The organism is Paenibacillus sp. SC116, from assembly GCF_024733555.1.
GTDB lineage: Bacteria > Bacillota > Bacilli > Paenibacillales > Paenibacillaceae > Paenibacillus_B.
Genome location: NZ_JANIOF010000001.1, coordinates 1 through 23,365, shown reverse-complemented (window position 1 = coordinate 23,365; position 23,365 = coordinate 1). Strand labels below are relative to the sequence as shown.

Here is a 23,365-nt window from a genome sequence, read left to right as displayed (position 1 = left end):
TCTGATGTGCGTAAAAATGCAAATGAAAAGGCGATGCAGTACTTCACTGCATCGCCTTCGCTATCATATATATTAATCGTGGAAGTTCGTTCCGTCCGTAACCGCTTTTACATAGCCAGCACGAATGACGAAGTCACCAAAATGCTCGCCTTTATCACGCTCAGCCGCATAGCGGTTAATAATTGGCGTAAGCGTATCAATAATTTCCTCTTCGCCAATGTTCTCACGGAACAGCTTGCTCAAGCGATCCCCTGAGAAGCCAGCGCCCATATACATGTTGTACTTGCCAGGCGACTTGCCGATAAACGCGATCTCGCCCAATGCAGGACGTGCGCAACCGTTCGGGCAGCCTGTCATACGGATGTTAATTTCTTCATCTCGCAGGCCCGCTTGCTCCATAACAGGCTCCAACTTATCAATTAGCGTTGGCAAATAACGTTCTGCCTCTGCCATCGCAAGACCACATGTCGGTAATGCTACGCAAGACAACGCGCTGCGGCGAAGAGCTGAATACTGCGTTCCCTCTTCAATGCCATATTCCTTAAGCAGCGCAACGATTTTCGTCTTCTTCTGGCTGCTTACGTTGGCAATGATCAAATTCTGATTCGCGGTCAGACGGAAATCTCCCGTATGAATTTTAGCTATTTCACGCAAAGCCGTCTTCAGCTTATAGCCTTCGATGTCCACGATGCGCCCGCTTTGCACATACAGCGTTAAATTCCATTTGCCATCCTTGCCTTTAATCCAGCCATAGCGGTCGCCTGTATTTTCAAAGAAGAACTCGCGTGCAGGCTGAAGCTCCCAGCCCAAGCGCTCATGCAATTCTTCAACAAACCAGTCCAAGCCATGGCGATCGACTGTATATTTGAATCGAGCGTTTTTCCGCACAGAACGGTTGCCGTAATCGCGCTGAATCATGACCGTTTTCTCTGCTACATCAAGTACCTGGTCTGGCGTAATGAAGCCGATAACACGAGCCAACTGCGGGTACGTGGCTGTATCCCCATGTGTCATGCCCATGCCTCCGCCAACACAAACGTTAAAACCAACAAGTTTATCATTTTCAACAATCGCAATATATCCAAGATCCTGCGAGTATACATCCACATCGTTCGATGGAGGTACAGCAATACCAATCTTAAACTTACGCGGCAAGTACACATGCCCGTAAATCGGTTCTACCTCAACAGGCGTACCATGTTGCTCCGAGCTGTCTACAACCTTCTCACCATCCAACCAAATCTCATGATACGCAGGTGTTTTAGGCGCCAAATGTGTCGTCAGTTGCTGCGACCAATAAAAGACCTCGTTGTGAATGTCCGATTGGTAAGGGTTCGGATTACACATAACGTTACGGCTAACGTCACCGCAAGCAGCCAAAGTAGTAAGCAAAGCTTCATTGATTTCTTGAATCGTTTTTTTCAAATTCCACTTCAATACGCCATGCAGTTGGAATGCTTGACGTGTCGTGACACGAAGGCTGCCTGTTCCATATTTCTCAGCCAGCTCATCCATAACAAGCCATTGCTCCGGTGTCGATACACCGCCAGGTGTAACGATACGAAGCATAAATTGAAAGTATGGCTCCAACTTTTGCTTTTCACGCTCGTTGCGGTAGTCACGGTCATCTTGCATATAGCTGCCGTGGAATTTGAGAAGACGATTGTCCAATTCAGGCAATCCGCCTGTAATACGGTTGGACAGCGATTCAACTAACGAACCGCGCAAATAATTACTTTCGTCTTTTAGCTGTTCGACGTCACTCGGTGGCCCACCAATTGGCTGTACTTTTAGTTTTTTTGCCATTGCTGTTAGCTCCTTTATCCCATGATCGGTTCGTACCCGTTTATATCTATAAATAAGTCGCTTTAACTCTATCTCTTAATATACGTCTCGTTGGTAACGCCCTTGTTCTTGCAGATCAGCTAAATATGCAGCTGCTGCTTCCGTGGACTTGCCACCGTATTGCGAAATGATCGTAAGCAATGCAGATTGAACATCATGCGCCATATACTTCTCATCACCGCAGACGTATAGGTGAGCGCCATTTTCCAACCACTTGTAGAGCTCCTCGCCATTTTCCAACATCCTATGCTGTACATAAACTTTCTCATCTGAATCTCTGGAGAATGCTACATCAAGCTTCGTCAGCACACCGTCATTATGCATGCGCTGCCAATCCGTTTGGTACAAGAAATCTGTCACGAAATGACGATCGCCATAGAATAACCATGTTTGACCCGCTGCCCCAGACTCCTCACGATCCTCAAGGAATGCGCGGAACGGTGCAACACCTGTGCCTGGCCCCACCATAATAACAGACGTATCCGGATTAACTGGCGGCTTAAAGTTTGGATTTTGCTGAATGAAAATCGGCAGCTTGTCGCCCGCCTCAATTCTTTCAGATGTGTACACAGAGCACACGCCTTTGCGAGCACGACCATGTGCCTCGTATTCTACTTTACGAATCGTGAGATGGACTTCCTCCGGATGGGAATTCACACTGCTAGCAATGGAATACAAACGCGGTGGAAGCTTACGTAGTATATTCCCAACATCCCCAGCCTTGAATGTCCATGGACCGTAATCACGAAGCAAATCCAATAGATCGCGTCCATTCGTATATGCTTTTAACTCTTCTTTATTTTCTGGCTTAAACAGGTCAGCCAATTTTCCGTTTCCAGAGAAGGCAACTGCTTTTTCAAGTAAAGGCTTTGTTAATACGGTAATTTCATAATGGTGAAGAAGCGCTTCGCGTAGGGTAGAAGTTTCGCCTGCTTTTCCAGTTACAACAGACTCTTGCGGATTCCATTTCAGGAACGAAATTATATCATCAACTAAAGCTGGATCGTTTTGTGGATACACACCAACCGCATCGCCCGGCTCATACGTAAGACCTGAACCTTCAAGAGACAGCTCCAGATGGCGTGTTTCACGATCCGAACCTTGGCCGTTCAAATTTAAATTTTCCAATACTTCCGCCATAAACGGATTCGTGCGTGAATATTCAGATTCAACAGCAGCAGGAGCAGCAATTGATGCTACATTCGCTATTCCTTGTGGAGATACCGATGTCGCAACAGCGCTGACTGCACTATTCACAGCTGCGATCCAGCCAGCAGCAGCGTCTTCAAAATCCACATCGCAATCTACGCGATCCACGATCCGCTCTGCTCCAAGCTCTGCGAGCTTCGTGTCAAAGTCTTGGCCTGTTTTGCAGAAAAACTCATAGGATGTGTCACCTAGCGCAAGAACAGAGAACTTTATTCCATCTAGCTTAGGCGCACGTTTACTGTTCAAAAATTCATGCAGCGTCAGCGCGTTATCTGGCGGGTCTCCCTCACCATGCGTACTAACAACGATAAACAAATAGCCTGCTTTCTTCAGGTTATTCGTCTTATACTTGTTCATTGCGGACAGTGTAACCTCAAAGCCTTCACCTTTCAGCTTATCTGCCAACCTTCCCGCAAGTCTTTGCGAATTCCCTGTCTGCGACCCGAATAAAATCGTCGCTTCGCGCGGCTCTTGAGCTACAACTGCTGCGGCTGGTACTGGTACCTCCACGACTTGGCTAACCGCCAATTCCGATGCTGCGGTCGTTACATTTCCTGCACGATAAAAAGCTAAATATCCCCCAAGCCAATTCATCTGGCCTTCCGTCAACGTCGGGAGCAGCTTATTTAGTAGCTCTGCCTGCTCGGCTGTAAACGGACTATTCGTCACCTGTAGTTGCAACAACATCCTCCACCTCACATCAATCTCTTTAATTCCGACTACGTTACTTTGTTTTATCTTTCATTATACTAACTCAGTATCAAGCACGGTTCAATCTATTTCTCAAAATTTGTATATAAGAGTTTTTGAAATCATCAATTACTTTTCATTATAAATCGCTATTTCGCAAGGCGCGTTCATTGAAATATTTACTTAAATCAATGAAGTGACTGCCCTGATTAAAGTCCAAATCAGGATGATTGTCCGAAAAATGTACAGAAAACATCTAAGATGATATGCTTATTTAAATTCCATTTTGGCCCATTAAATTAGATTATGATTTCGATAACATTCATTTCATTCCTAACCATGTGACAAGGAGACATTTATGAATTTCGCAGCCATATTTCATTCATTTCCAGAGATAGAAACGAAGAGAATTAGATTACGAAAATTAAGATCCGAAGATGCTCCAGAACTATTAAACTATTATTCAAATGAAAATGTATACCGCTATCTGGATTGGAATGGACCCGAGACGTTGGAAGACAGCTATAAAGTGATTGAATTTTGGAATAAGGGATACCATGACGGGTGGCTTATACGGTTTGCAATTGCTGATAAAGAAACCGATACGATTATCGGAACGATCTTTTTAACCGAGATTGAAGATGTTAGAGCTGAGGTTGGCTATGAATTATCCGAAACGTATTGGCGTCGTGGAATTATGTCGGAAGCATTACAAGAGGTTCTGGCGTTAGGGTTTAATCAGTTGGGATTAGTAAGAATTCAAGCATTTGTTAGTGATGAGAATATGGGTTCCAAGGAAATGCTCAACAAGTTCAATTTCAAAGAAGAAGGCTATTTACGACAGTATGAATGCCATAGTGTCACAAATGAGTGCCGAGATATGTGGGTATACAGCTTGTTACGCTCAGAGTTTCAGAAATAATCAGTACTCGTCATAAGCAGGATTGTGTAAACAAGGGGCATCGCTGCATTTGCCCCTTTGCTTCTCTTCTTTAACGATTCAACTCTTCAAAAAAAGTAAGCTTATTTCCGAAAGGGTCAACAATTCGCACTTCTTGCGTATCCCATTCAGTTGCTTCGATTCCTGGTCGTGAGTATTTATAGTTCTTGTTTAATAAAGTTTGATGAAACTCCTCTATTCCTGTAATCTCTATTCGAATTGCAGATCCAGGTGAGCAATCCCCGTAATGCTCCGTTAAATGCAAAGTTAATTTGTTATTAGAAATCTGCATGTATAATGGAAAGTCACTCTCATATCGGTGTTCCCAGTCTAATTGAAAACCTAAAAATTCAAGATAAAATTCTTTCGCCTTATGCTCGTCGAATATTCTAAATATGGGAGTAACACGGTTCGTGTTCATTACCTAATCGTCACCTTTCTTTTTACTTATTCTGTGACCTTAATCCTTCCATTCCACCGTATTTTAATGCGATTTCATTAAGCTCTTCTATCGTCCTTACTAAATAGCTTTGATCCGATTCAAAGCTAAACGTTAGTTCATTATCACTTGCATAAGACTCTTTGTACCTACCCGCAATACATACTCTTCCTCTCTCCTCCATTTTCATATTCATTTCAAATTCAGCTCCACTTGTTACAAGTATAACTTCGCCACTACACCTATCATAAATTTCTTGTATCCTATTTTTTAATTCAAATAGCTGTCCAGTAGATACCCATACATCTCCCGATCCAAAGAAACCACCACTCTTAATGCTAATGATTCCCTCAGCTTCATAGCCTCCCAAATAACTAGTTTCATCTGGGATACCATAGATATTATGTAATTCGATAGTTATGTACTGATTATTCTCTCCATAAATTTGCACTTTGTCCATTTGGATAACCTCTCACTTTTGATCTCTGATGAAATTACTTCTATAGCACTTATTTTAATATTCACAGCGCATCTTATCCACATCAAAAAACCTCCTGCCAGATTATCCTGACAGGAGGTCATACTATCTTTATTAAGCTGCTGCTTTCGCAGAAGCAATTTCATCGAGATAAGAATCAGCTTTCTTGCGGTCGAATTGACCTTCCCATTTGGAAATAACAACTACAGCTAGAGCGTTACCAATAACGTTAACTACTGTACGTGCCATATCCAAGAAGCGGTCGATACCTGCAATAAATGCAAGACCTTCTACTGGAATACCTACTGCACCCAATGTCGCCAACAATACGACGAAGGAGACGCCTGGTACACCTGCGATTCCTTTAGAAGTTACCATCAGTACGAGTACCAATGTCACCTGCTCAGCAATCGTTAAATCGATACCGTACATTTGAGCAATAAAGATTGCTGCAATCGCCTGATACAGAGTGGAACCGTCTAGGTTAAAGGAATAACCTGTTGGTACTACGAAGGAAGCAATCGCTTTAGGACAACCGAATTTCTCCATTTTCTCCATAATCTTTGGAAGTACAGTCTCAGAACTCGCTGTAGAATATGCAAGCAACAGTTCGTCTCTCAAGATCTTAATAATGTTCATGATAGAGATACCACTGATCTTAGCAACGAGACCAAGTACTACAAATACGAAGAACAGCATAGCTCCGTGTACAAGAATGACCAGTTTACCAAGCGGCAATAACGAACTTAACCCGAATTTGGAAACTGTTACTCCAATCAACGCGAACACACCGAATGGAGCAAACTTCATAACTGTATTTACAACCCAGAACATAGCATCGGCTACACCTTGGAAGAAATTCAGCACTGGTTTTCCTTTTTCCCCTGCGGCAGCTACACCAAGTCCGAAGAGAACGGAGAAGAAGATAATTGCCAACATATCACCGCGAGCTATTGCATCAAAAACATTTGTCGGAACGATGTTGACGAACGTTTCAATCATACCTTTTGTTTCTGTCTGTTCAGCCGTTTCGACGTAAGAACTAATGTCTGACTGCTGAATTTGGCTCATGTCCACACCTACACCAGGTTGGAAAATGTTAGCAGCGAACAAACCGACAACGATGGCAATTGTGGTAATGATCTCAAAATAGAGGATCGTTTTCCCACCTAATCTGCCAAGTTTCTTCGTATCACCAACCCCAGCCACGCCGACGATAATCGTCGCGATTACGATAGGTACTACGATCATTTTAATCAAACGTATGAATACATCACCAATAGGTTGCAAGTACTTTACGACTTCAGCATTGCCGTAGAAGATTGCACCTACGATAATACCAAGAATAAGACCAATTACAATTTGAATGGCAAGTCCAAATCGCTTCATCCTGACACCTCGCTGTCTAAGTTGTAATATCTGAGCTAGTTCCGACAACGATTTGTCGATTTTGATAGATTTCTATACGTAATATAACAGAGTAATATATGTTCGCACAATGCAAATAAATTCCATAGAGGCAGTTTTTTGGATAAACATTTTTTTTCATGCTTGAAAAAATTATCTATATCCAACTCTTATACTATTCACTCCAGCTTGGTAGCATTCTAACAATTCGCCGCATAGCTCTAATTCTTTTATGTATGCATCTGAAGTCCATGAAAACGCCTCGATATTTCTAATTTATGTGGAGCTGTTATTAAATTTAAAAATGATCTTAATGCCGTCGTTTTGTGTATTTGCAGTCTCTTCTACACAAGATCCACCTGTGTATTTTTGTAATGTCTTTCTCCAGAAAGATTGTGCTCTACTGTTTCCTTCGTGAGGATTAGTTTGCACCTCCCAAGAGCCTTGATGATTATTGAACACCTGCACCGCTGCTGCTTCTGCCACTCCATTGCCACGAAATGATCGCAATATGAAAAACTCATTTAAATAATATTCGCAACCAGCAGGCGTATAAGGTGGTGTGGCTACTAATGCAAATCCTGCTGGAATATCATCTACTCTAATCAAATAGGGGAAAAATACGGCTGGATCCGACCACCAAATATCAAAAACTTTATTTTGATCATGTAAAGTCAACGTCTCATCTTCTTCAAAAACACCGTATTTATTGGGCTTCCAACCCCAAATCTCAGATAAATCATGCAAATAAAGAGGATATAAATTGTTGATAATAAATTTTGTAGTTTGATCGGTCAGTTCTATTGTGACTGTCATGACATTCTCTCCACTAAGTGATAGGTATCCGCTTCTTCTTTCTTTTTACATATGTAACTATATCCATTATGCTCATTATGATAACTAGCACTCCCATTACATTCACAACAGATCTCATCACTGTTAACGGAAACACCGCTTCGAAAAGAACTAGAGCATAAAACAGGAATACTAGATGCAACAAAATAATCAATAGCGAAATAATAGGCTTACTTAAATACGTTCCTATTTGATATCTCGATAATAGTACGTAAAGCACTGATGCTGTTACGTGTATTACCGTAAATACAATTGCATCTAATGATGCTAACAACAAAGACGAGGAATAGAAGAAATGCATTAAATCCAAGCCATTTGATATGTTTCATGAGGGCTCTTGTATATAAATCATAATTTCTTTAGCTCTAATGATTACTTGTCCGTCTACAGCAGCCTCTCCTTGCCCCAGTACAAAGCCTCTTTTATTCTTCACCACTTCATAGTACAATTCGATTCTATCTCCTGGATACGCATTCCCAAAACATTCAATACCATTTAACGAGGATAGGAATCCCAAACTTTTTTCTTGACCTATTGCTGCAAATGCTCCTAGCTGCGCTAAAGCCTCCACAATCATCATAGTTGGCATATCGTTTCTTGATTCCGTTATAAACCATTCATTCCATGACACATTTTTATACCCCTTCGCCCATTTACCTTGTTCTACCTCTACAATCCGATCAATCATTAAAAACGGATATCGGTGTGGTATTACGCTTGGAATATCAATCATTTACATGCTCCTCTTTTAAAATTAATATACTACTATTCTCTATTTGTATATTCGGCCGGTGAAAATAACACCAATATCATTAAGTCCTCTTCAATGGAATGAAATTTATGATCACCATTTTTTTCTACAAAAATAGTAGATCCACTTTTCACTTCAAAATCGTCCTTGCCTACAAACATCCTTGCCTTTCCTTCTATTACGTAATAAATTTCATCCTCAGTATGGGGGGTTGCTTATCTATGTCTGTTTTCTTTAAGTGATAAATACCAGCTGACATGGATGGAACTCGTAAAAATTCAATGTATGGTTTCCCATCTTGAAGTTCTTTCGCCAGATCCTCTAACTTAAAATGGTTCTGCATGGCTGCCATCCCCTTTTAAAAGAGTTATTAATATATTTTCATCCATGTTTAGTTACGTCCTTACATTTACGAAACGTCTAGGCCTTAGACAGCTTTTATCTAAACTTGGGCGTTTTTGATTCGAGTAATATTCCATAATTATACACAAAGTGACCGTGAGGTGATAGCCCCACAGCATCAGCATGAATATACCCATATTCTATGAATAATCGTCAGGATTTCGATACAACTCAACGTCCCCTACGGACATGAAGGCCAAAATGTCTCTATCATTAGCTTCCGCCAAATCACTAGAATAATCAGCATTATTTCTGGATATTTTATCATTTTTCCACTCACATGCTTTCTTGCCTATTTGATTCTTAGTATGCCAAAGGTAAACTACGATTTCTGTTGTGTTTTGTCGGTTTTCCAATAAATCGAAATAGTTGCTCGACGGCACTTGACGTCAGATTCCTATGGCGTTTTTTTTCTTACATTTTTTAAAAAAACACCCAGCAGGATGCGTACCGAGAGAAATACGGCATACACCCAAGCCGGGTAAGGGATTAGAAAATAATATCAATGGCCTCCAGCACATCTTGCTCCTGTTCGGATTGCCCGTTCAGGGAAATATCCTTCAACAGCACCGAAGGCTGTTCGCAAATTTGGGTGATGATCACAAGCAGGTCCTGAGCGAAATTGTCGATCAGATTGCGCGTAAACAACTTGGTGGCATATTCAAACTGCCCGTTCATCCCCTCATCCAGCAACGAAATGATCAAGGTAAGATCAAATTGGGAAACCGTATGAGTTTCCGGATAAGATTCGATCTTGATATCCCCGAAGCTTTGAACGTTATCTTCCTTATTTTCTAGAGCAAACATGACATCGAATACAGGATTGCGGCTTTGATCTCGCGGCGCCTGCAGCTTTTTCACAAGCTCCTCGAACGGATAATCCTGGTGGTCGTAGGCCCCCAGCATCGTTTCTTTGACTTCGTTCAAGTAAGCGAGGAACGTCTTCTCCCCGGACGGATAATGGCGAATCGCCAAAGTGTTGACAAACATGCCGATGAGCGGCTCCAGATCGGCATGTGTTCGGCCCGAAACCGGCGTGCCTACAATGAAGTCTTCTTGTCCCGAGTACTTGCTGAGCAGGATTGAATAGGCCGCCGATAACATCATATAAAGGGTGGCACCGTTCTCATCGGCGATGCGCTGCAAGCTGTCGGTCATCTGCTTGTCGATGCTGAAAGGCAGCACATCTCCTTCAAAGCTGCGAGCGGCAGGTCTGACAAAGTCCGTAGGCAGTTCAAGCGTCGGCAGTTCGCCCTCCAGAACGTCCAGCCAGTAGGCTTCCTGACGTTTCAGCCGCTCTTTTACAGGTTCGGACTGCTGCCAAGCGGCGAATTCCTTGTATTGAATCCGAAGCGGTTCCAGCGTCTCGCCGTTATACAGGCGCAGCAGCTCTTCGACGAAGATGCCCATCGACATGCCATCCGTGACGATATGATGAATGTCCAGCATGAGCAGATGCCGTTCCGCTCCCCATTCGACTAAGCCCACACGCAGCAGCGGCGGCCGCTCCAAATCAAAGACGCGCACAAAGCCGTCTACGATGCTCTTCGTTTCACTTTCCGTCGCTTTCGTATACTCGACGGCAAACTTCAAGTCCGGATAAATCCATTGTACCGGTTCGCCGTCGACCATTTCGAAGCCGGTTCGCAAAATTTGGTGACGAGCTATCATTCCTTTGAGCGCCGACTCGAATTGATTCCGTTCCAAGCGCCCGACGAGAACCGTCATGCCGGACATGTTGTAGCTAAGCTCGGCGCCTTCCATCTGCTGCTGGATGTACAGCCGTTTTTGCACGGAGGAAAGCGGATAGTAATCCCTCTTATCCAGAACCGGAATGGAGAGGTGTTCCTGCCGCTCCAATTGGCTGATCGCTTCGGCCATCGCTTCGATGGTCGAGTGCCGGAACACATCGCGCAGCGGCAGGTCCACGCTCAGCTCCTTGTGCACCTTGCTGACCAGCGTTGTCGCCCGCAGGGAGTGCCCGCCGAGGTCGAAGAAGTTGTCCGTCACGCCAATCGTGACCGGCCCGAGCACGTCCTGCCAGATGGCGACCAGTTTAGTCTCCAGTTCGGTGCGCGGCGCCACGTATTCGCGGCCTGCGCTTGCTCCCCCTTCCGGCGCCGGCAGCGCCTTCCGGTCAATCTTTCCGTTCGGCGTCAGAGGCAGGCGCTCCAGCTCCACGAAGTATGACGGGATCATGTAGCCCGGCAGCTCGCTGGCAATCGCCCGTTTCAAGTCTGCCGCCGTCAAGCCTTCTTCCGCTGTATAATAAGCGCACAAAACTTTCTGACCTTCTTGATCTTCCCTGACAACGACGACCGCCTCCTTCACGCCACCTACACTCAGCAGCTTCGCTTCGACTTCGCCCGTCTCAATCCGGTAGCCCCGGATTTTCGCCTGGTTGTCGATCCGGCCGATGAAGTCCACGTTGCCGTCCTCCATCCACCGCGCCAAGTCTCCCGTGCGGTACAGCCGCTCGCCTGCGGCGAACGGGCTGTCTACAAACTTCTCTTCTGTCAGCTCCGGACGGTTCAAGTACCCGCGCGCCACGCCGACTCCGCCGATGACCAGCTCTCCCAGCACCCCGACCGGCACCGGGTTCAGATGCGCGTCCACGATGTAGAATTTCGCATTCAGCCACGCTTTGCCGATCGGCACATTGCCTGTCTGCGGCAGCTTCGCTAGCTCCTCGTCGTAGAAGCTTGAGTCGATCGCCGCTTCCGTCACGCCGTAAGCGTTGATAATCCGGAACAACGAGCCGAAGCGTTCCTGCAAGGTACGGTAATCCGCCACGCTGCAGCTGTCCGAGCTCGTGATCAACAGCTCCATCAAGCTCATATTCAGCCGCTGCTCGTGCACGTACTCCAAGAACGGCACGATCAGCGCCGGCGTCGATTCAAAGATGGTGACCCGCTCCCGCTCCATCCAGTGGTGCAGACGAGACGGATCAATCCGGTCATCCTTCGGCACAATCACCATCGTGCCCCCGTTATACAGCGTCCGCGCGATATCACCCACAAACACGTCGAACGAGAAGCTTGCGAGCTGCAGCAGACGCACCGGGAACTGATCCAACCCGTAACCCCTCCGGTAGCCCGCCGCCGTGTTCACCAGGCTGCGGTGCTCGATCATCACGCCCTTCGGTTTGCCCGTCGTTCCCGACGTGTAGATCACGTACGCCAGGTCCTCCGGACGGGCTTCATGGAAGCTGTCGGTGCCGACATTCTGATGGATCTCATCGCCGTCGTCCGCAGCATCCGTCAGCCTGCCGGAGACCATGGCAGAGCCAATCGGCGCATTCGTCCGCTCCTCGCTGTACGACGCTTCGTCGTCGAGGTACAGTACCGCTGCCAGCGCCAGCTCCTCTTCGCCGAGCCATGCTTCAGCACGCTCTCGCAGCGGCGTTTGCGTCAGCAGTACCTTCGCTCCGCTGTCTTCGAGCATGAACCGCACGCGCTCCGCCGGGTAATCCGGGTCGAGCGGCACATACGCCCCGCCCGCTTTCCAGACGGCCAGCACGGCCACCAGCAAGTCCACCGAACGCTCGACGAGAATGCCGACGATCGACTCCCGGCCGATGCCGCTTACGCGCAGCGTGGTCGCCAAGCGGTTCGCCCGCTCGTTCAGCTCCGCATACGTCAGCCGGTCGTTCTCGTACACGACGGCCGCCTCTTCCGGCGTGCGCTCCGCCTGTTCCTCGAACAGCCGGTGGAACGCGGCCGCAGGAGCCGCTTCCGGCTGCGCCGGGTTAAACGCGCCGAGAATTTGCTCTTTTTCCGCCAGTGTCAAAATGCCTAGCTCGGCAATAGTCGCCGACGGGTTGCGGAGAATGGATTCAAGCAGCTGCAAGTAGTGAGCGGCCAATTTCTCCACCGTTTCGGTTTTATAAAGAGCAGTGGCGTATTCAAACAGATATTCCAAGCCTTCCTCGATCTCCGTGACGTCCAAGCTGAGATCGAATTTAGAAACAATTTCTTCGCTCGCATACGTCGACAAATGGAGTCCAGGAAGCTGGATTTCCAAATTCTCTGTATTCTGCAAAGCAAACATCGTATCGAACAGCGGATTGCGGCTTAAATCGCGAGCCACGTTCACCTTATCCACCAGTTCCTCAAACGGATAATTCTGATGCTCAAAAGCGCCCAGCGTCGTCTCCTTGATTTCCTTCAAGTAGTCAAGGAACGTCTTACCAGCAGCCGGATAACTGCGGATAGCCAGGGTATTGACGAACATCCCGATCAGCGGCTGAACGTCGCTGTGATTTCTTCCCGCAATTGGTGTACCGACCACCACGTCTTCTTGCCCTGTATATTTATGCAGTAAAATTGTATAACCAGCAAGCAGAACCATGTAAAGCGTTGCGCCGTTCTCGGCTGCAAGCCGTTTCAGACCCTCTCTTTTCTCGCTATGCATAAACAATTGCAGCGTGCGGCCCTCGTAGCTCTGCATAGCCGGGCGCGGATAGTCCGTCGGCAATTCCAAAACCGGCAGCTCTCCGCGGAACATGTCGAGCCAGTAGGCTTCCTGCTTGGCAAGCTGAGCTTTCTGCTCGTCCGATTGCTGCCATACCGCATAATCTTTGTACTGAATGCGGAGCGGCTCCAACTGCTCCCCGCTGTACAAGCAGATGAACTCTTCGATCAATACGTCAATCGAAACGCCGTCAGATACGATATGATGCGTATCGAACATCAAAATGTGCCGGTCCCGCGCCAGTTCGGCAAGGCCTACCCGCAGAAGTGGAGGCTTCGCTAGATCAAACGGACGAACGAATTGGCGCACCGTTTCTTCCGCCTGCTCCCCGCTGATCTGCACAAATTCCACCTGAAAGGCGGCTTCTTCGTAAATCTGCTGAACCGCTTCGCCTTTTACCATCTCAAAGCCGGTACGCAGCGTTTCATGACGGGCTACGAGCCCGCGGAACGCTTCTTCAAACCGCTGCCGGTCGAGCTCCCCTTCGAGCAGCATAGCTCCCGGTATGTTGTAGCTCAGCTCGGCTCCTTCCAACTGGTTCAAGATAAAGAGACGTTTCTGAGCGGAAGAGAGCGGATAATACTCGCTAGGTTCCGCAGCCGGAATAGCCGTGAACGAACCAATCTCCATCCGCTCCATAGCCGCGGCCATTTCCTCAACCGTCGAGTAGCGGAATACGTCGCGAAGCGGGAATTCAACGCCTAGCTCCTTATGCATTTTGCTGACAAGCGTCGTCGCCCGCAGGGAGTGTCCGCCGAGGTCGAAGAAGTTGTCCGTTACGCCTACCGCCTTCTCCCGAACAAGCACATCCTGCCAAATGGCGGCCAGCTTCGCCTCCATTTCGGTGCGCGGCGCCACGTATTCGCGGCCTCCGCCTGCTCCCCCTTCCGGTGCCGGCAACGCCTTCCGGTCGATCTTTCCGTTCGGCGTCAAAGGCAGGCGCTCCAGCTCCACGAAGTACGACGGGATCATGTACCCTGGCAGCTCGCTGGCAATTGCCCGTTTCAGATCTGCCGCCGTCAAGCCTTCTTCCGCTGTATAATAAGCGCACAAAGCTTTCTGACCTTCTTGATCTTCCCTGACGACGACGACCGCTTCCTTCACGCCACCTACACTCAGCAGCTTCGCTTCGACTTCGCCCGTCTCAATCCGGTACCCCCGGATTTTCGCCTGGTTGTCGATTCGGCCGATGAAGTCCACGTTCCCGTCTTCCATCCACCGCGCGAAGTCTCCCGTGCGGTACAGCCGCTCGCCCGCGGCGAACGGGCTGTCTACGAACTTCTCTTCCGTCAGCTCCGGACGGTTCAAGTACCCGCGCGCTACCCCGACTCCGCCGATGACCAGTTCGCCCAGTACTCCGACTGGCACTGGATTCAGATGCGCATCCACGATGTAGAATTTCGCATTCAGCCACGCTTTGCCAATCGGCACATGCCCTGTCTGCGGCAGCTTCGTCAGCGGCTCGTCGTAGAAGCTGGAGTCGATCGCCGCTTCCGTCACGCCGTATGCGTTGATGATCCGGAACAACGAGCCGAAGCGTTCCTGCAAGGCCCGGTAATCCGCCACGCTGCAGCTGTCCGAGCTCGTGATTAGCAGCTCCATCCCGCTCATATCCAGTCCCTGCTCGTGCACGTACTCCATGAACGGCACGATTAGCGCCGGGGTCGATTCGAAAATGGTGACCTGCTCCCGCTCCATCCAGTGGTGAAGACGAGACGGATCGATCCGGTCGTCCTTCGGCACAATCACCATCGTGCCTCCGTTATACAGCGTCCGCGCAATATCTCCCACGAACACGTCAAACGAGAAGCTGGCGAGCTGCAGTAGCCGCACTGGGAACTGATCCAACCGGTATTCCCGCTGGTAGCCCGCCGCCGTGTTCACCAGGCTGCGGTGCTCGATCATTACTCCCTTCGGCTTGCCCGTCGTTCCCGACGTATAGATCACGTACGCCAGATCCTCCGGACGGGCTTCATGGAAGCTGTTCGTGCCAACATTCGGATGGTTCTCATCGCTGGCATCCACAGCATCCGTCAGCTTGCCGGAGACCATACCGGAGCCAATCGGCGCATTCGCCCGCTCCTCGCTGTACGACGCTTCGTCGTCCAGGTACAGCACCGCCGCCAGCCCCAGCTCCTCTTCGTCGAGCCAGGCATCAGCACGCTCTCGCAGCGGCGTTTGCGTCAGCAGTACCTTCGCTCCGCTGTCTTCAAGCATGAAGCGCACGCGGTCTGCCGGATAATCCGGGTCGAGCGGCACATACGCCCCGCCCGCTTTCCAGACGGCCAGCACGGCCACCAGCAAGTCCACCGAGCGCTCGGCGAGAATGCCGACGATCGTCTCCCGGCCAATGCCGCTTGCGCGCAGCGTGGCCCCTACGCGGTTCGCCCGCTCGTTCAGCTCCGCATACGTCAGCCTGTCGTTCTCATACACGACGGCTGCCTCTTCCGGCGTGCGCTCCGCCTGTTCCTCGAACAGCCGGTGGAACGCGGCCGCAGGAGCCGCTTCCGGCTGCGCCGGGTTAAACGCGCCAAGAATTTGCTCTTTTTCCGCCGCAGTCAAAAGCTCCAACTGATTCACGCGGATGTTCGGGTTAGCCGCAGCCTGCTCCATTACCCAAGCAAAATGACCGTAGATCAGCCTGATGTCTTCCTCTCTGAACGTCAGCGCATTGTACGTAAACCGCAGCAAAATATGCTCTTCCGGAATGACGGTAATATCCAGGTCATAGTTCGTCTGCTCCGGCGACTGGATATTAGCGATTTTCAGCGCTTCTTTGTCTCCGCCGACGACCTGCTCAATCTGTTCTTCCATCGGATAATTTTCAAAGACCATGATATGGTTGATCAAATCGCGCTTTTGCTCACTCAGCGACTGAATTTCGAACAGCGGGAACGTTTCGTAAGCTCCCGATGCCAGCGCCTGATCCTGAGTTTTTCTCAAAATATCAGCTACCGTCTCCTCGGCTTTGCCTTGAATACGGACCGGGATCGTATTAATAAACAGGCCGATCATGCTTTCAATGCCCGGAATTTCCGCCGGACGCCCGGATACGACGGAGCCGAATACGACATCCTCGCTGTTGTTGTATACCTGCAGAACCAGTCCCCATACGGTCTGCATGAACGTATTAAGCGTCACCTGTTGCTGGCGCGCCACCCGCTCGATTTGCCTGGTCAGTTCCTTGCTGAGTTCCACATCGATTTCAGCCGCTTCAAAAGCGCCCTGCTTCAGCTGCATTTTCTCTTGGGGCAGCTTGGTCTGCTGATCGTAACCCGCCAAATAATCGGACCAGTAACGCGAAGCTTTCTCGGCATCTTGAGCTTCCAGCCATTCGATATACCGGGAGTACGAGGTAACCGGAGGAAGCTCCGGCGTCCGCTTCTCCTGGAACGCGAAGTAAGTGTCGAACACTTCCTTGATCATGAAGGACATGCACCAGCCGTCCATCAAAATGTGATGGTGACTCCAGATCACATGATAGGACTCGTCACCCGTGCGCAAAGCGGTCACGCGCATAAGAGAGCCTCGGGCCAAATCGAACTTGTTCGCTTTATCCGCGCTCACGAAATCGGTTATCGTCTTCTCCGAGTCTTCATCGCTTACCGAGCGAATATCTTCGAAGTACACTTCACACTTCCGCTCTCGGAATACCACTTGAATCGGCTCGTCTCTCCAGCCGATAATAAAGTTGGTCCGCAGCGCCTCATTCCGCTGCACCAGCGTATCCAATCCTTGGGTGAAGGCTTCGACATTCAGACTTCCGTACAGATCGAAGGTCACCTGTTCGAAGTAAGCTTCCGAATCGGCATCCAGCAGGCTGTGGAACAACATCCCTTTTTGCAACGGAGTCAGTGTGTATACATTCTCCAGTTCGCCGAGCGCCGCCGTATGTTCGGCCAGCCGTTCCAGCTCCTCCACCGTCACATCTTGAAGCAGTACGTCGCTAGGCGTAAGCTCCGGCCGCTCTTTCGATACGCAATGACTGATGACTTCACGCAAGCTCGATTGAAGCAGGGTGCCCAGTCGTTCTACCGTTTCCCGCTTATACTGAGTTTCCCCATAACGGATCGTGAGTTCCAGCACTCCTTCCGACACCATACCGTTGATGTCGAGGACAAAATCCATCACTGCATTCGGGCTTGAATCGGAGCCCGGGCTGAACGGAGACGGCTGCGAGCCGCTGCTTTCGTAATCCTGGTCGAACTGACCCAAATAGTTAAAGCCGATCTCCGGCTCCAAAGCGAAGCGCTCACCGTCACGCGGCGCCGACAAATAACGCAGGATGCCGTAGCCGATTCCTTTGTTCGGAATACGGCGCAAGCTTTCTTTAACCTGTTTCACCTGATGACCGAGCGCCTGAGCGTGACCCGGCTCCAGAACGACAGGGAATTGGCTTGTAAACCAGCCTACCGTGCGCGTAATGTCCACATCCGGCAAAATATCTTCCCGGCCGTGGCCTTCGAGATTCACCAGCACGCGTTCCCGGCCGCTCCAAGCTTGTACCGCGAGGCCGAGCGCGGCAAACAGCAAATCGTTCATTTCGGTATGGTAAGCACGGTGTGCCTGCTTCAGCAGCTGTTCGGTTTCCTCCGCCGTCCAGCGAACGGTCACGAGCCCGCTATCCTTCAGCTTGGATTTACCTTGGTCAAAATCTTTCGGAAGCGGCTCATAGGTCAATTGCTCGATATGCTGCCAATACTCTCTCTCTCTTTCCATCGCCGGACCGTTCGCATAATCAGTGAGCTGTTTCGCCCACGCTTGGAAGGAGTCCGTTTTGAGCGGCAAACGAATCGGCTGCCTTTGCAGCGCCTGCTCGTAGCCGGCAGCAAAATCCTCAAGCAGAATCCGCCAGGATACGCCGTCTATGACCAAGTGATGGATCGCGATGAGCAGGTGGTCGCCGTCGTCACAGCGGAACAAGCCGAGCTTCACCAGCGGACCGTTTTCCAGATCGATGCTCGCTTGAATGTCATTTGCCTTAGCCTCTACCGCTTCTTTCACGTCGCCGACTCCCTTGAAATCGACAACTTCCAGATCGAACAGTGCTTCGTTCTCCCGGGCGCCACGGTTCCAGGCTGTATAGCCGTTCTCGGTTAGACGGTATACCGTACGGAGAGCATCGTGATGCACGACAAGCTGACGCACCGCTTGACGTAAAGCTTCTTCGTCAAAGCCTTGCTTGGAGAACTGCATGAACGCCTGGTTACTGTGATGCACGTCGGCCGGATTTTGTTCAAAGAACCAGCGCTGAATCGGGGTCAAGATGACCTCTCCCGTCACTTCAGCCTGGCTTGCCGTTCTCTCCGCCGTTTGCAGCTGCAAACTAAGGGCGGAAATCGTCGGGTAATGGAACAAATCTTTCATGACCAGCTTGTGCCCCGTTTGCAAAAGACGGGACGATACCTGCAAGGCCTTGATCGAATCGCCGCCGAGCGCAAAGAAATTGTCCATCGTGCCGACCTGATCCACACCCAGCACCGACTGCCAGACCGACGCAAGTACTTGCTCGGCAGGAGTACGAGGCGCCGTATATGCGGCCTCGGCACGAATGCTTCCTTCCGGCACAGGCAGCGCTTTACGGTCGATCTTCCCGTTCGGCGTAAGCGGCATTTGATCCAGGCGCATGATGCGCGAAGGCACCATATGGGAAGGCAGCGCGGCGTCCAGATGGGCCACAAGCCCTTCCAGATCGAAGCTGGAATCCGCTACGACATACCCGCACAAGTATTTCTGTCCACGCTCATCCGTCCGGTCGATGACAAGCGCTTGACGCACGCCCGCAACATTTTGCATGGCCGCTTCAATTTCACCAAGCTCGATTCGATAGCCGTGAATTTTCACCTGGTTGTCGATCCGGCCGATGAAGTCCACGTTGCCGTCCGGCATCCAGCGCGCCAGGTCCCCGGTCCGGTACAGCCGCTCTCCAGCGGCGAACGGGCTGTCTACGAATTTCTCCGCCGTTAAATCCGGGCGGTTCAAGTAACCGCGGGCCACACCCGCTCCGCCGATAACCAGCTCACCCAACACCCCGATCGGCACCGGCTTCAGATTCGTATCCACGATGTAGAACTTGGCGTTCAGCCACGCTTTCCCGATCGGCACGCTGCCCGTCTTCGGCAGCTTCTCCAGCGGCTCGTCATAGAAGCTGGAGTCTATCGCTGCTTCCGTTACGCCATAGCTGTTAATAATACGGAACTGCGAGCCGAATCGCTCCTGCAAGGTGCGGTAATCCGCTACGCTGCACGCATCCGAGCTTGTGATCAGCAACTGCAGCGAGCTGAGGTCCAGACCCTCGGCATGCACATGCTCCATGAACGGCACGATCAGCGCCGGAGTCGATTCGAACACTGTCACGGCGTAGTCGCGAATCCAGCCGGAGAGCCGGGTTGGATCAATCCGGTCGTCCTTCGGCACGATGACCATGGTGCCGCCATTGTACAGCGTCCGCGCAATATCGCCCACGAACACATCGAACGAGAAGCTGGCAAGCTGTAGTAGCCGGATCGGGAACTGATCCAGGCGGTAATCCCGCCGGTAGCCCACCGCCGTGTTTACCAGGCTACGGTGTTCCACCGCCACGCCCTTCGGTTGGCCCGTCGTACCGGAGGTGTAGATGACGTAAGCCAAATCGTGCGGCTTGTTCACATTCGCCGGATTCGATGCGAGATCCGCCGCTAGTACGTTCTTCTCGGCTTCTGCCGTGGCGGACATTTCGGCAGAAGCCGTTTCCGCTGGCGCCAAAACCTCCGACTTTGCGCCTGCTTCGCCCAAAGCTTGTACGCCCACAGCCGCTTCCGCCGCTCCGAGACTGTACGTCGCGGCGTCGTCAAGCGCAAACACCGTTTGCAGCACTAGAGCTCCGTCGCGGCGCCAAGCTTCCACCTGCTCCAGCAGACGGGTCTGTGTGAGCAGCACCGACGCCCCGCTGTCCCTGAGCATATACTCGATCCGCTCCGCCGGATAGTCCGGATCGAGCGGCACATAAGCGCCGCCCGCTTTCCATACGGCGAGCACCCCGATCAACAGCTCCGCCGAACGGCCGGCCAGAATGCCGACCACCTGCTCCGGCTTCACATCGCACGCCCGCAGTGCATACGCCAGACGATTCGCTTTGGCGTTCAGCTCCGCATACGTCAGCTTGCTGTCTTCGTAGACAACCGCCAGCGCTCCCGGAGTACGCTTCGCCTGCTCCTCGAACAGCTCGTGGAATGTTCTCTTTCTCCACGACTCATCCGCTTCCAAACCTGTACCGTCTGCGGCGGGTTGCTTCGCAAGAGCCGAAGACGACACGTCAAACCCGACCAGCAAATCATGCTTTTCACTGTCCGTCAAGATATCCAAATCCGCAATCCGCGCACCCGGCTGAGCTAGGATCGACGCCAAAAGCTGCTCATAATGACCCGCCAGACGTACCATCGTTTCCTGTCTAAACAACGAGGTAGCGTACTCGATCTTGCAAACCAACTCGCTATCGGCTTCCACGATATCTAAGCTAAGATCAAACTTTGCCGTCTTTTCCTCGATGTCGAACAGCGACCATTGCAAGCCTTCAAGGGTTAAATCCAAGCTTTCGTGCTTTTGCAAAGAAAACATGGTGTCAAACAGCGGATTCCGACTTAAATCCCGGCTCACCTGAAGAGCTTCCACCAGCTCCTCGAACGGATAGTCCTGGTGCTCGTAGGCTCCAAGCGTCGTTTCCTTCACTTCCTGCAAGTAATCCACGAACGTCCGCTCCGCCGCCGGACCCAAGCGAAGGGCCAGTGTATTGACGAACATGCCGATAATCGGCTGCAGGTCGGCGTGAGAACGGGCGGCAATCGGAGTGCCGACCACGATATCTTCCTGCCCCGCGTATTTATAAAGCAATACGGAGTACGCAGCCAGCAGAAGCATGTACAGCGTCGCCCCCGAATCGCCGGCAAGCCGTTTGAGAGCTTCGCTTTTCTCCGCATCCAGCGTAAACGTAAGCGTTTGACCGTCAAACTGCTGAACGGCCGGGCGGGAGAAGTCGAGAGGCAGCTCAAGAACCGGAAGCTCGGAGCTGAATACCTCGCGCCAGTATTCCTCCTGCCGTTTGATACGCTGGCGCTGCTCATCGGATTGCTGCCAAACGGCGTAATCCTTGTATTGAATCCGCAGCTCCGGCAATTCTTCCCCATTGTAAAGCCGCACGAATTCGCGCAGCAGCACGTCCATGGAAAGGCCGTCGGAACCAATATGATGAATATCCAGCGCAAGCAGGAATTTCTCTTTCTCCAGTTCGATCAGCAGGGCACGCAGCAAAGGCGGCTGGGTCAAGTCAAAAGGCTGAATGAAGCCTTCAAGAATGGCCGCAACATGATCTTCGCTTGCTTGAAGCTTCTCGACCTTGAAAGCTACGAGCGGATGAATACGCTGAACCGGCTCCCCATCCACAATTTCAAACCCGGTGCGCAGCATATCGTGCCGGGCCACCAAAGTAGTCAGCGCCTTTTCCACTTTGGCCTCGTTCAAAGTCCCTTCCAATTGCAAGGCGCTTGGGAGGTTGTAATTCAGCTCCGAGCTATCCAGCTGGTGTAGGACGTACAGCCTTTTTTGCGCAGAGGAAACCGGATAGTACGCTTTCTCTTCCGCTTTCGGAATCGAGCTATGCTGCAGTTCTTCCAAGCAGGCAATAGCCCCGGCCATCGACTCTACAGTCATGTAGCGGAACACATCGCGCAGCGGAAGTTCGACGTTCATTTCCTTCCGAATCTTGCTGACAAGGTTCGTCGCCCGCAAGGAGTGGCCTCCGAGCTCGAAGAAATTGTCCAGGACTCCAATACCGGAGTAGGCTAGCACTTCCTCCCAGATCTTCACAAGCTCGGACTCCGTCCGGTTACGCGGCGCTACGTATTCGACGCCCGTTTGCAAGTCTCCTTGCGGCTCCGGCAGCGCTTTGCGGTCCACTTTGCCATTGGAAGTCAGCGGCATGCGCTCCAGCTGCACGAAGTACGACGGGATCATGTACCCCGGCATTTCCTGGGCCAGTGAGGTTCTCATTTCACTAACCGTCAACGTCCGGTCCGCCACAAAGTAGGCGACGAGCGCCTTCTCGCCCCCGCTGTCCTGACGGGCGAGCACCACCGCTTCTTCCACGCCCTCGACGTTCAGAAGCTGCGTCTCAATTTCGTCCAGCTCGATCCGGTAGCCGCGGATTTTGACCTGGTGGTCGATCCGACCCAGGTATTCGATGTTGCCGTCCGGCAGCCAAGCCGCCAAGTCCCCGGAGCGGTACAGTTTCTCCCCCTCCGCAAACGGGGAATTAACGAACTTCTCCGCCGTCAGATCCGGACGGTTCAGGTAGCCTCTCGCAAGGCCTTCCCCGGCCACGTACATTTCGCCCGCTACGCCGATCGGCACAGGGCGGCGGTTTTCATCCAAGACATACACACTCAGCGTCGGGATCGGCTTCCCGATATTGCTCTTCGCCGCATCCATTTCGACCCACGTGATTTCCTTATACGTCACGTGCACCGTCGTCTCGGTAATGCCGTACATATTGATCAGCTTCGTCTCCGGGTATTTTGTCTTGAAGCCCTTGAGCAGCAGCGGACTCAGCGCTTCGCCCCCGAAGATGACGTTGCGAATCCGCAGATTGTACGGATGATCCGCCAAGACCTCACGCAGCAGCTGGTAGAAATACGTTGGTGTCTGGTTCAAAATCGTTACCTGTTCGCGGCCCAGCAGCGCCAGAAAATCGGCCGGATTTTTCGCCGTGAGCGGTGGTACGATGACCAGCTTGCCTCCATACAGCAGCGCTCCGTACATTTCCCAAACGGAGAAATCGAAGCAGAACGAGTGGAACAGCGTCCACGTATCGGATGGCCCGAAGTCGAACAGGTTCTTGTCGTT

Annotated in this window: 11 protein-coding genes; 1 reads left to right on the top strand and 10 read right to left on the bottom strand. The window is 50.8% G+C overall.

Features of this window, described 5'->3' with window-relative positions:
* Positions 1 to 72: 72 nt before the first annotated feature.
* Together cysI and NQ117_RS00045 are read right to left on the bottom strand one after the other, a co-directional pair.
* The gene (cysI, locus tag NQ117_RS00050; RefSeq protein ID WP_258275993.1) at positions 73 to 1,806 is read right to left on the bottom strand and encodes an assimilatory sulfite reductase (NADPH) hemoprotein subunit; all 1,734 of its coding nucleotides are present in this window, start codon (positions 1,804 to 1,806) and stop codon (positions 73 to 75) included.
* Positions 1,807 to 1,881: 75 nt separating this feature from the next.
* Positions 1,882 to 3,735, bottom strand: coding sequence for an assimilatory sulfite reductase (NADPH) flavoprotein subunit (locus tag NQ117_RS00045; protein ID WP_258278111.1), 1,854 nt, complete (start codon positions 3,733 to 3,735; stop codon positions 1,882 to 1,884).
* 367 nt (positions 3,736 to 4,102) lie between these two features.
* On the opposite strand from NQ117_RS00045, the gene NQ117_RS00040 reads away from it, so the two are divergent.
* Complete coding sequence (locus tag NQ117_RS00040; RefSeq protein ID WP_258275992.1) at positions 4,103 to 4,666, top strand: GNAT family N-acetyltransferase; 564 nt, start codon at positions 4,103 to 4,105, stop codon at positions 4,664 to 4,666.
* A gap of 70 nt (positions 4,667 to 4,736) precedes the next feature.
* On the opposite strand, the gene NQ117_RS00035 is transcribed toward NQ117_RS00040, so the two are convergent.
* The 8 genes from NQ117_RS00035 to NQ117_RS00005 form a co-directional block, all read right to left on the bottom strand.
* Positions 4,737 to 5,105, bottom strand: a complete 369-nt coding sequence (locus NQ117_RS00035) for a VOC family protein (RefSeq protein WP_258275991.1) — start codon at positions 5,103 to 5,105, stop codon at positions 4,737 to 4,739.
* 22 nt (positions 5,106 to 5,127) lie between these two features.
* On the bottom strand, positions 5,128 to 5,583 hold the full coding sequence (locus NQ117_RS00030; RefSeq protein WP_258275990.1) for a WapI family immunity protein: 456 nt from the start codon (positions 5,581 to 5,583) through the stop codon (positions 5,128 to 5,130).
* Positions 5,584 to 5,715: 132 nt separating this feature from the next.
* Positions 5,716 to 6,990 carry a glutamate/aspartate:proton symporter GltP gene (gltP, locus tag NQ117_RS00025; RefSeq protein ID WP_258275989.1) on the bottom strand — a complete coding sequence of 425 codons (1,275 nt, stop codon included), beginning with the start codon at positions 6,988 to 6,990 and terminating at the stop codon, positions 5,716 to 5,718.
* A 294-nt stretch (positions 6,991 to 7,284) separates the two neighbouring features.
* Complete coding sequence (locus tag NQ117_RS00020; RefSeq protein WP_258275988.1) at positions 7,285 to 7,824, bottom strand: GNAT family N-acetyltransferase; 540 nt, start codon at positions 7,822 to 7,824, stop codon at positions 7,285 to 7,287.
* A gap of 364 nt (positions 7,825 to 8,188) precedes the next feature.
* Positions 8,189 to 8,593, bottom strand: a complete 405-nt coding sequence (locus tag NQ117_RS00015; protein WP_375163039.1) for an ApeP family dehydratase — start codon at positions 8,591 to 8,593, stop codon at positions 8,189 to 8,191.
* Between the two features lie 35 nt (positions 8,594 to 8,628).
* Entirely contained in the window at positions 8,629 to 8,775 is a 147-nt protein-coding gene (locus NQ117_RS24085) for a hypothetical protein (protein ID WP_375163007.1), read from the bottom strand.
* Between the two features lie 17 nt (positions 8,776 to 8,792).
* A complete protein-coding gene (locus tag NQ117_RS00010) occupies positions 8,793 to 8,957 on the bottom strand; it encodes a hypothetical protein (protein WP_258275986.1) in 165 nt (54 codons plus the stop codon).
* 548 nt (positions 8,958 to 9,505) lie between these two features.
* Positions 9,506 to 23,365 (bottom strand): non-ribosomal peptide synthetase (locus NQ117_RS00005; protein ID WP_258275985.1); only part of this gene is annotated, 13,860 nt, incomplete at its 5' end.

Excerpts from the sequence above, each read along its gene's own strand:
- cysI (WP_258275993.1), bottom strand. The coding sequence starts at position 1,806 with ATGGCAAAAAAACTAAAAGTACAGCCAATTGGTGGGCCACCGAGTGAC.
- NQ117_RS00040 (WP_258275992.1), top strand. The coding sequence starts at position 4,103 with ATGAATTTCGCAGCCATATTTCATTCATTTCCAGAGATAGAAACGAAG.
- NQ117_RS00035 (WP_258275991.1), bottom strand. The coding sequence starts at position 5,105 with ATGAACACGAACCGTGTTACTCCCATATTTAGAATATTCGACGAGCAT.
- NQ117_RS00030 (WP_258275990.1), bottom strand. The coding sequence starts at position 5,583 with ATGGACAAAGTGCAAATTTATGGAGAGAATAATCAGTACATAACTATC.
- gltP (WP_258275989.1), bottom strand. The coding sequence starts at position 6,990 with ATGAAGCGATTTGGACTTGCCATTCAAATTGTAATTGGTCTTATTCTT.
- NQ117_RS00020 (WP_258275988.1), bottom strand. The coding sequence starts at position 7,824 with ATGACAGTCACAATAGAACTGACCGATCAAACTACAAAATTTATTATC.
- NQ117_RS24085 (WP_375163007.1), bottom strand. The coding sequence starts at position 8,775 with ATGTTTGTAGGCAAGGACGATTTTGAAGTGAAAAGTGGATCTACTATT.
- NQ117_RS00010 (WP_258275986.1), bottom strand. The coding sequence starts at position 8,957 with ATGCAGAACCATTTTAAGTTAGAGGATCTGGCGAAAGAACTTCAAGAT.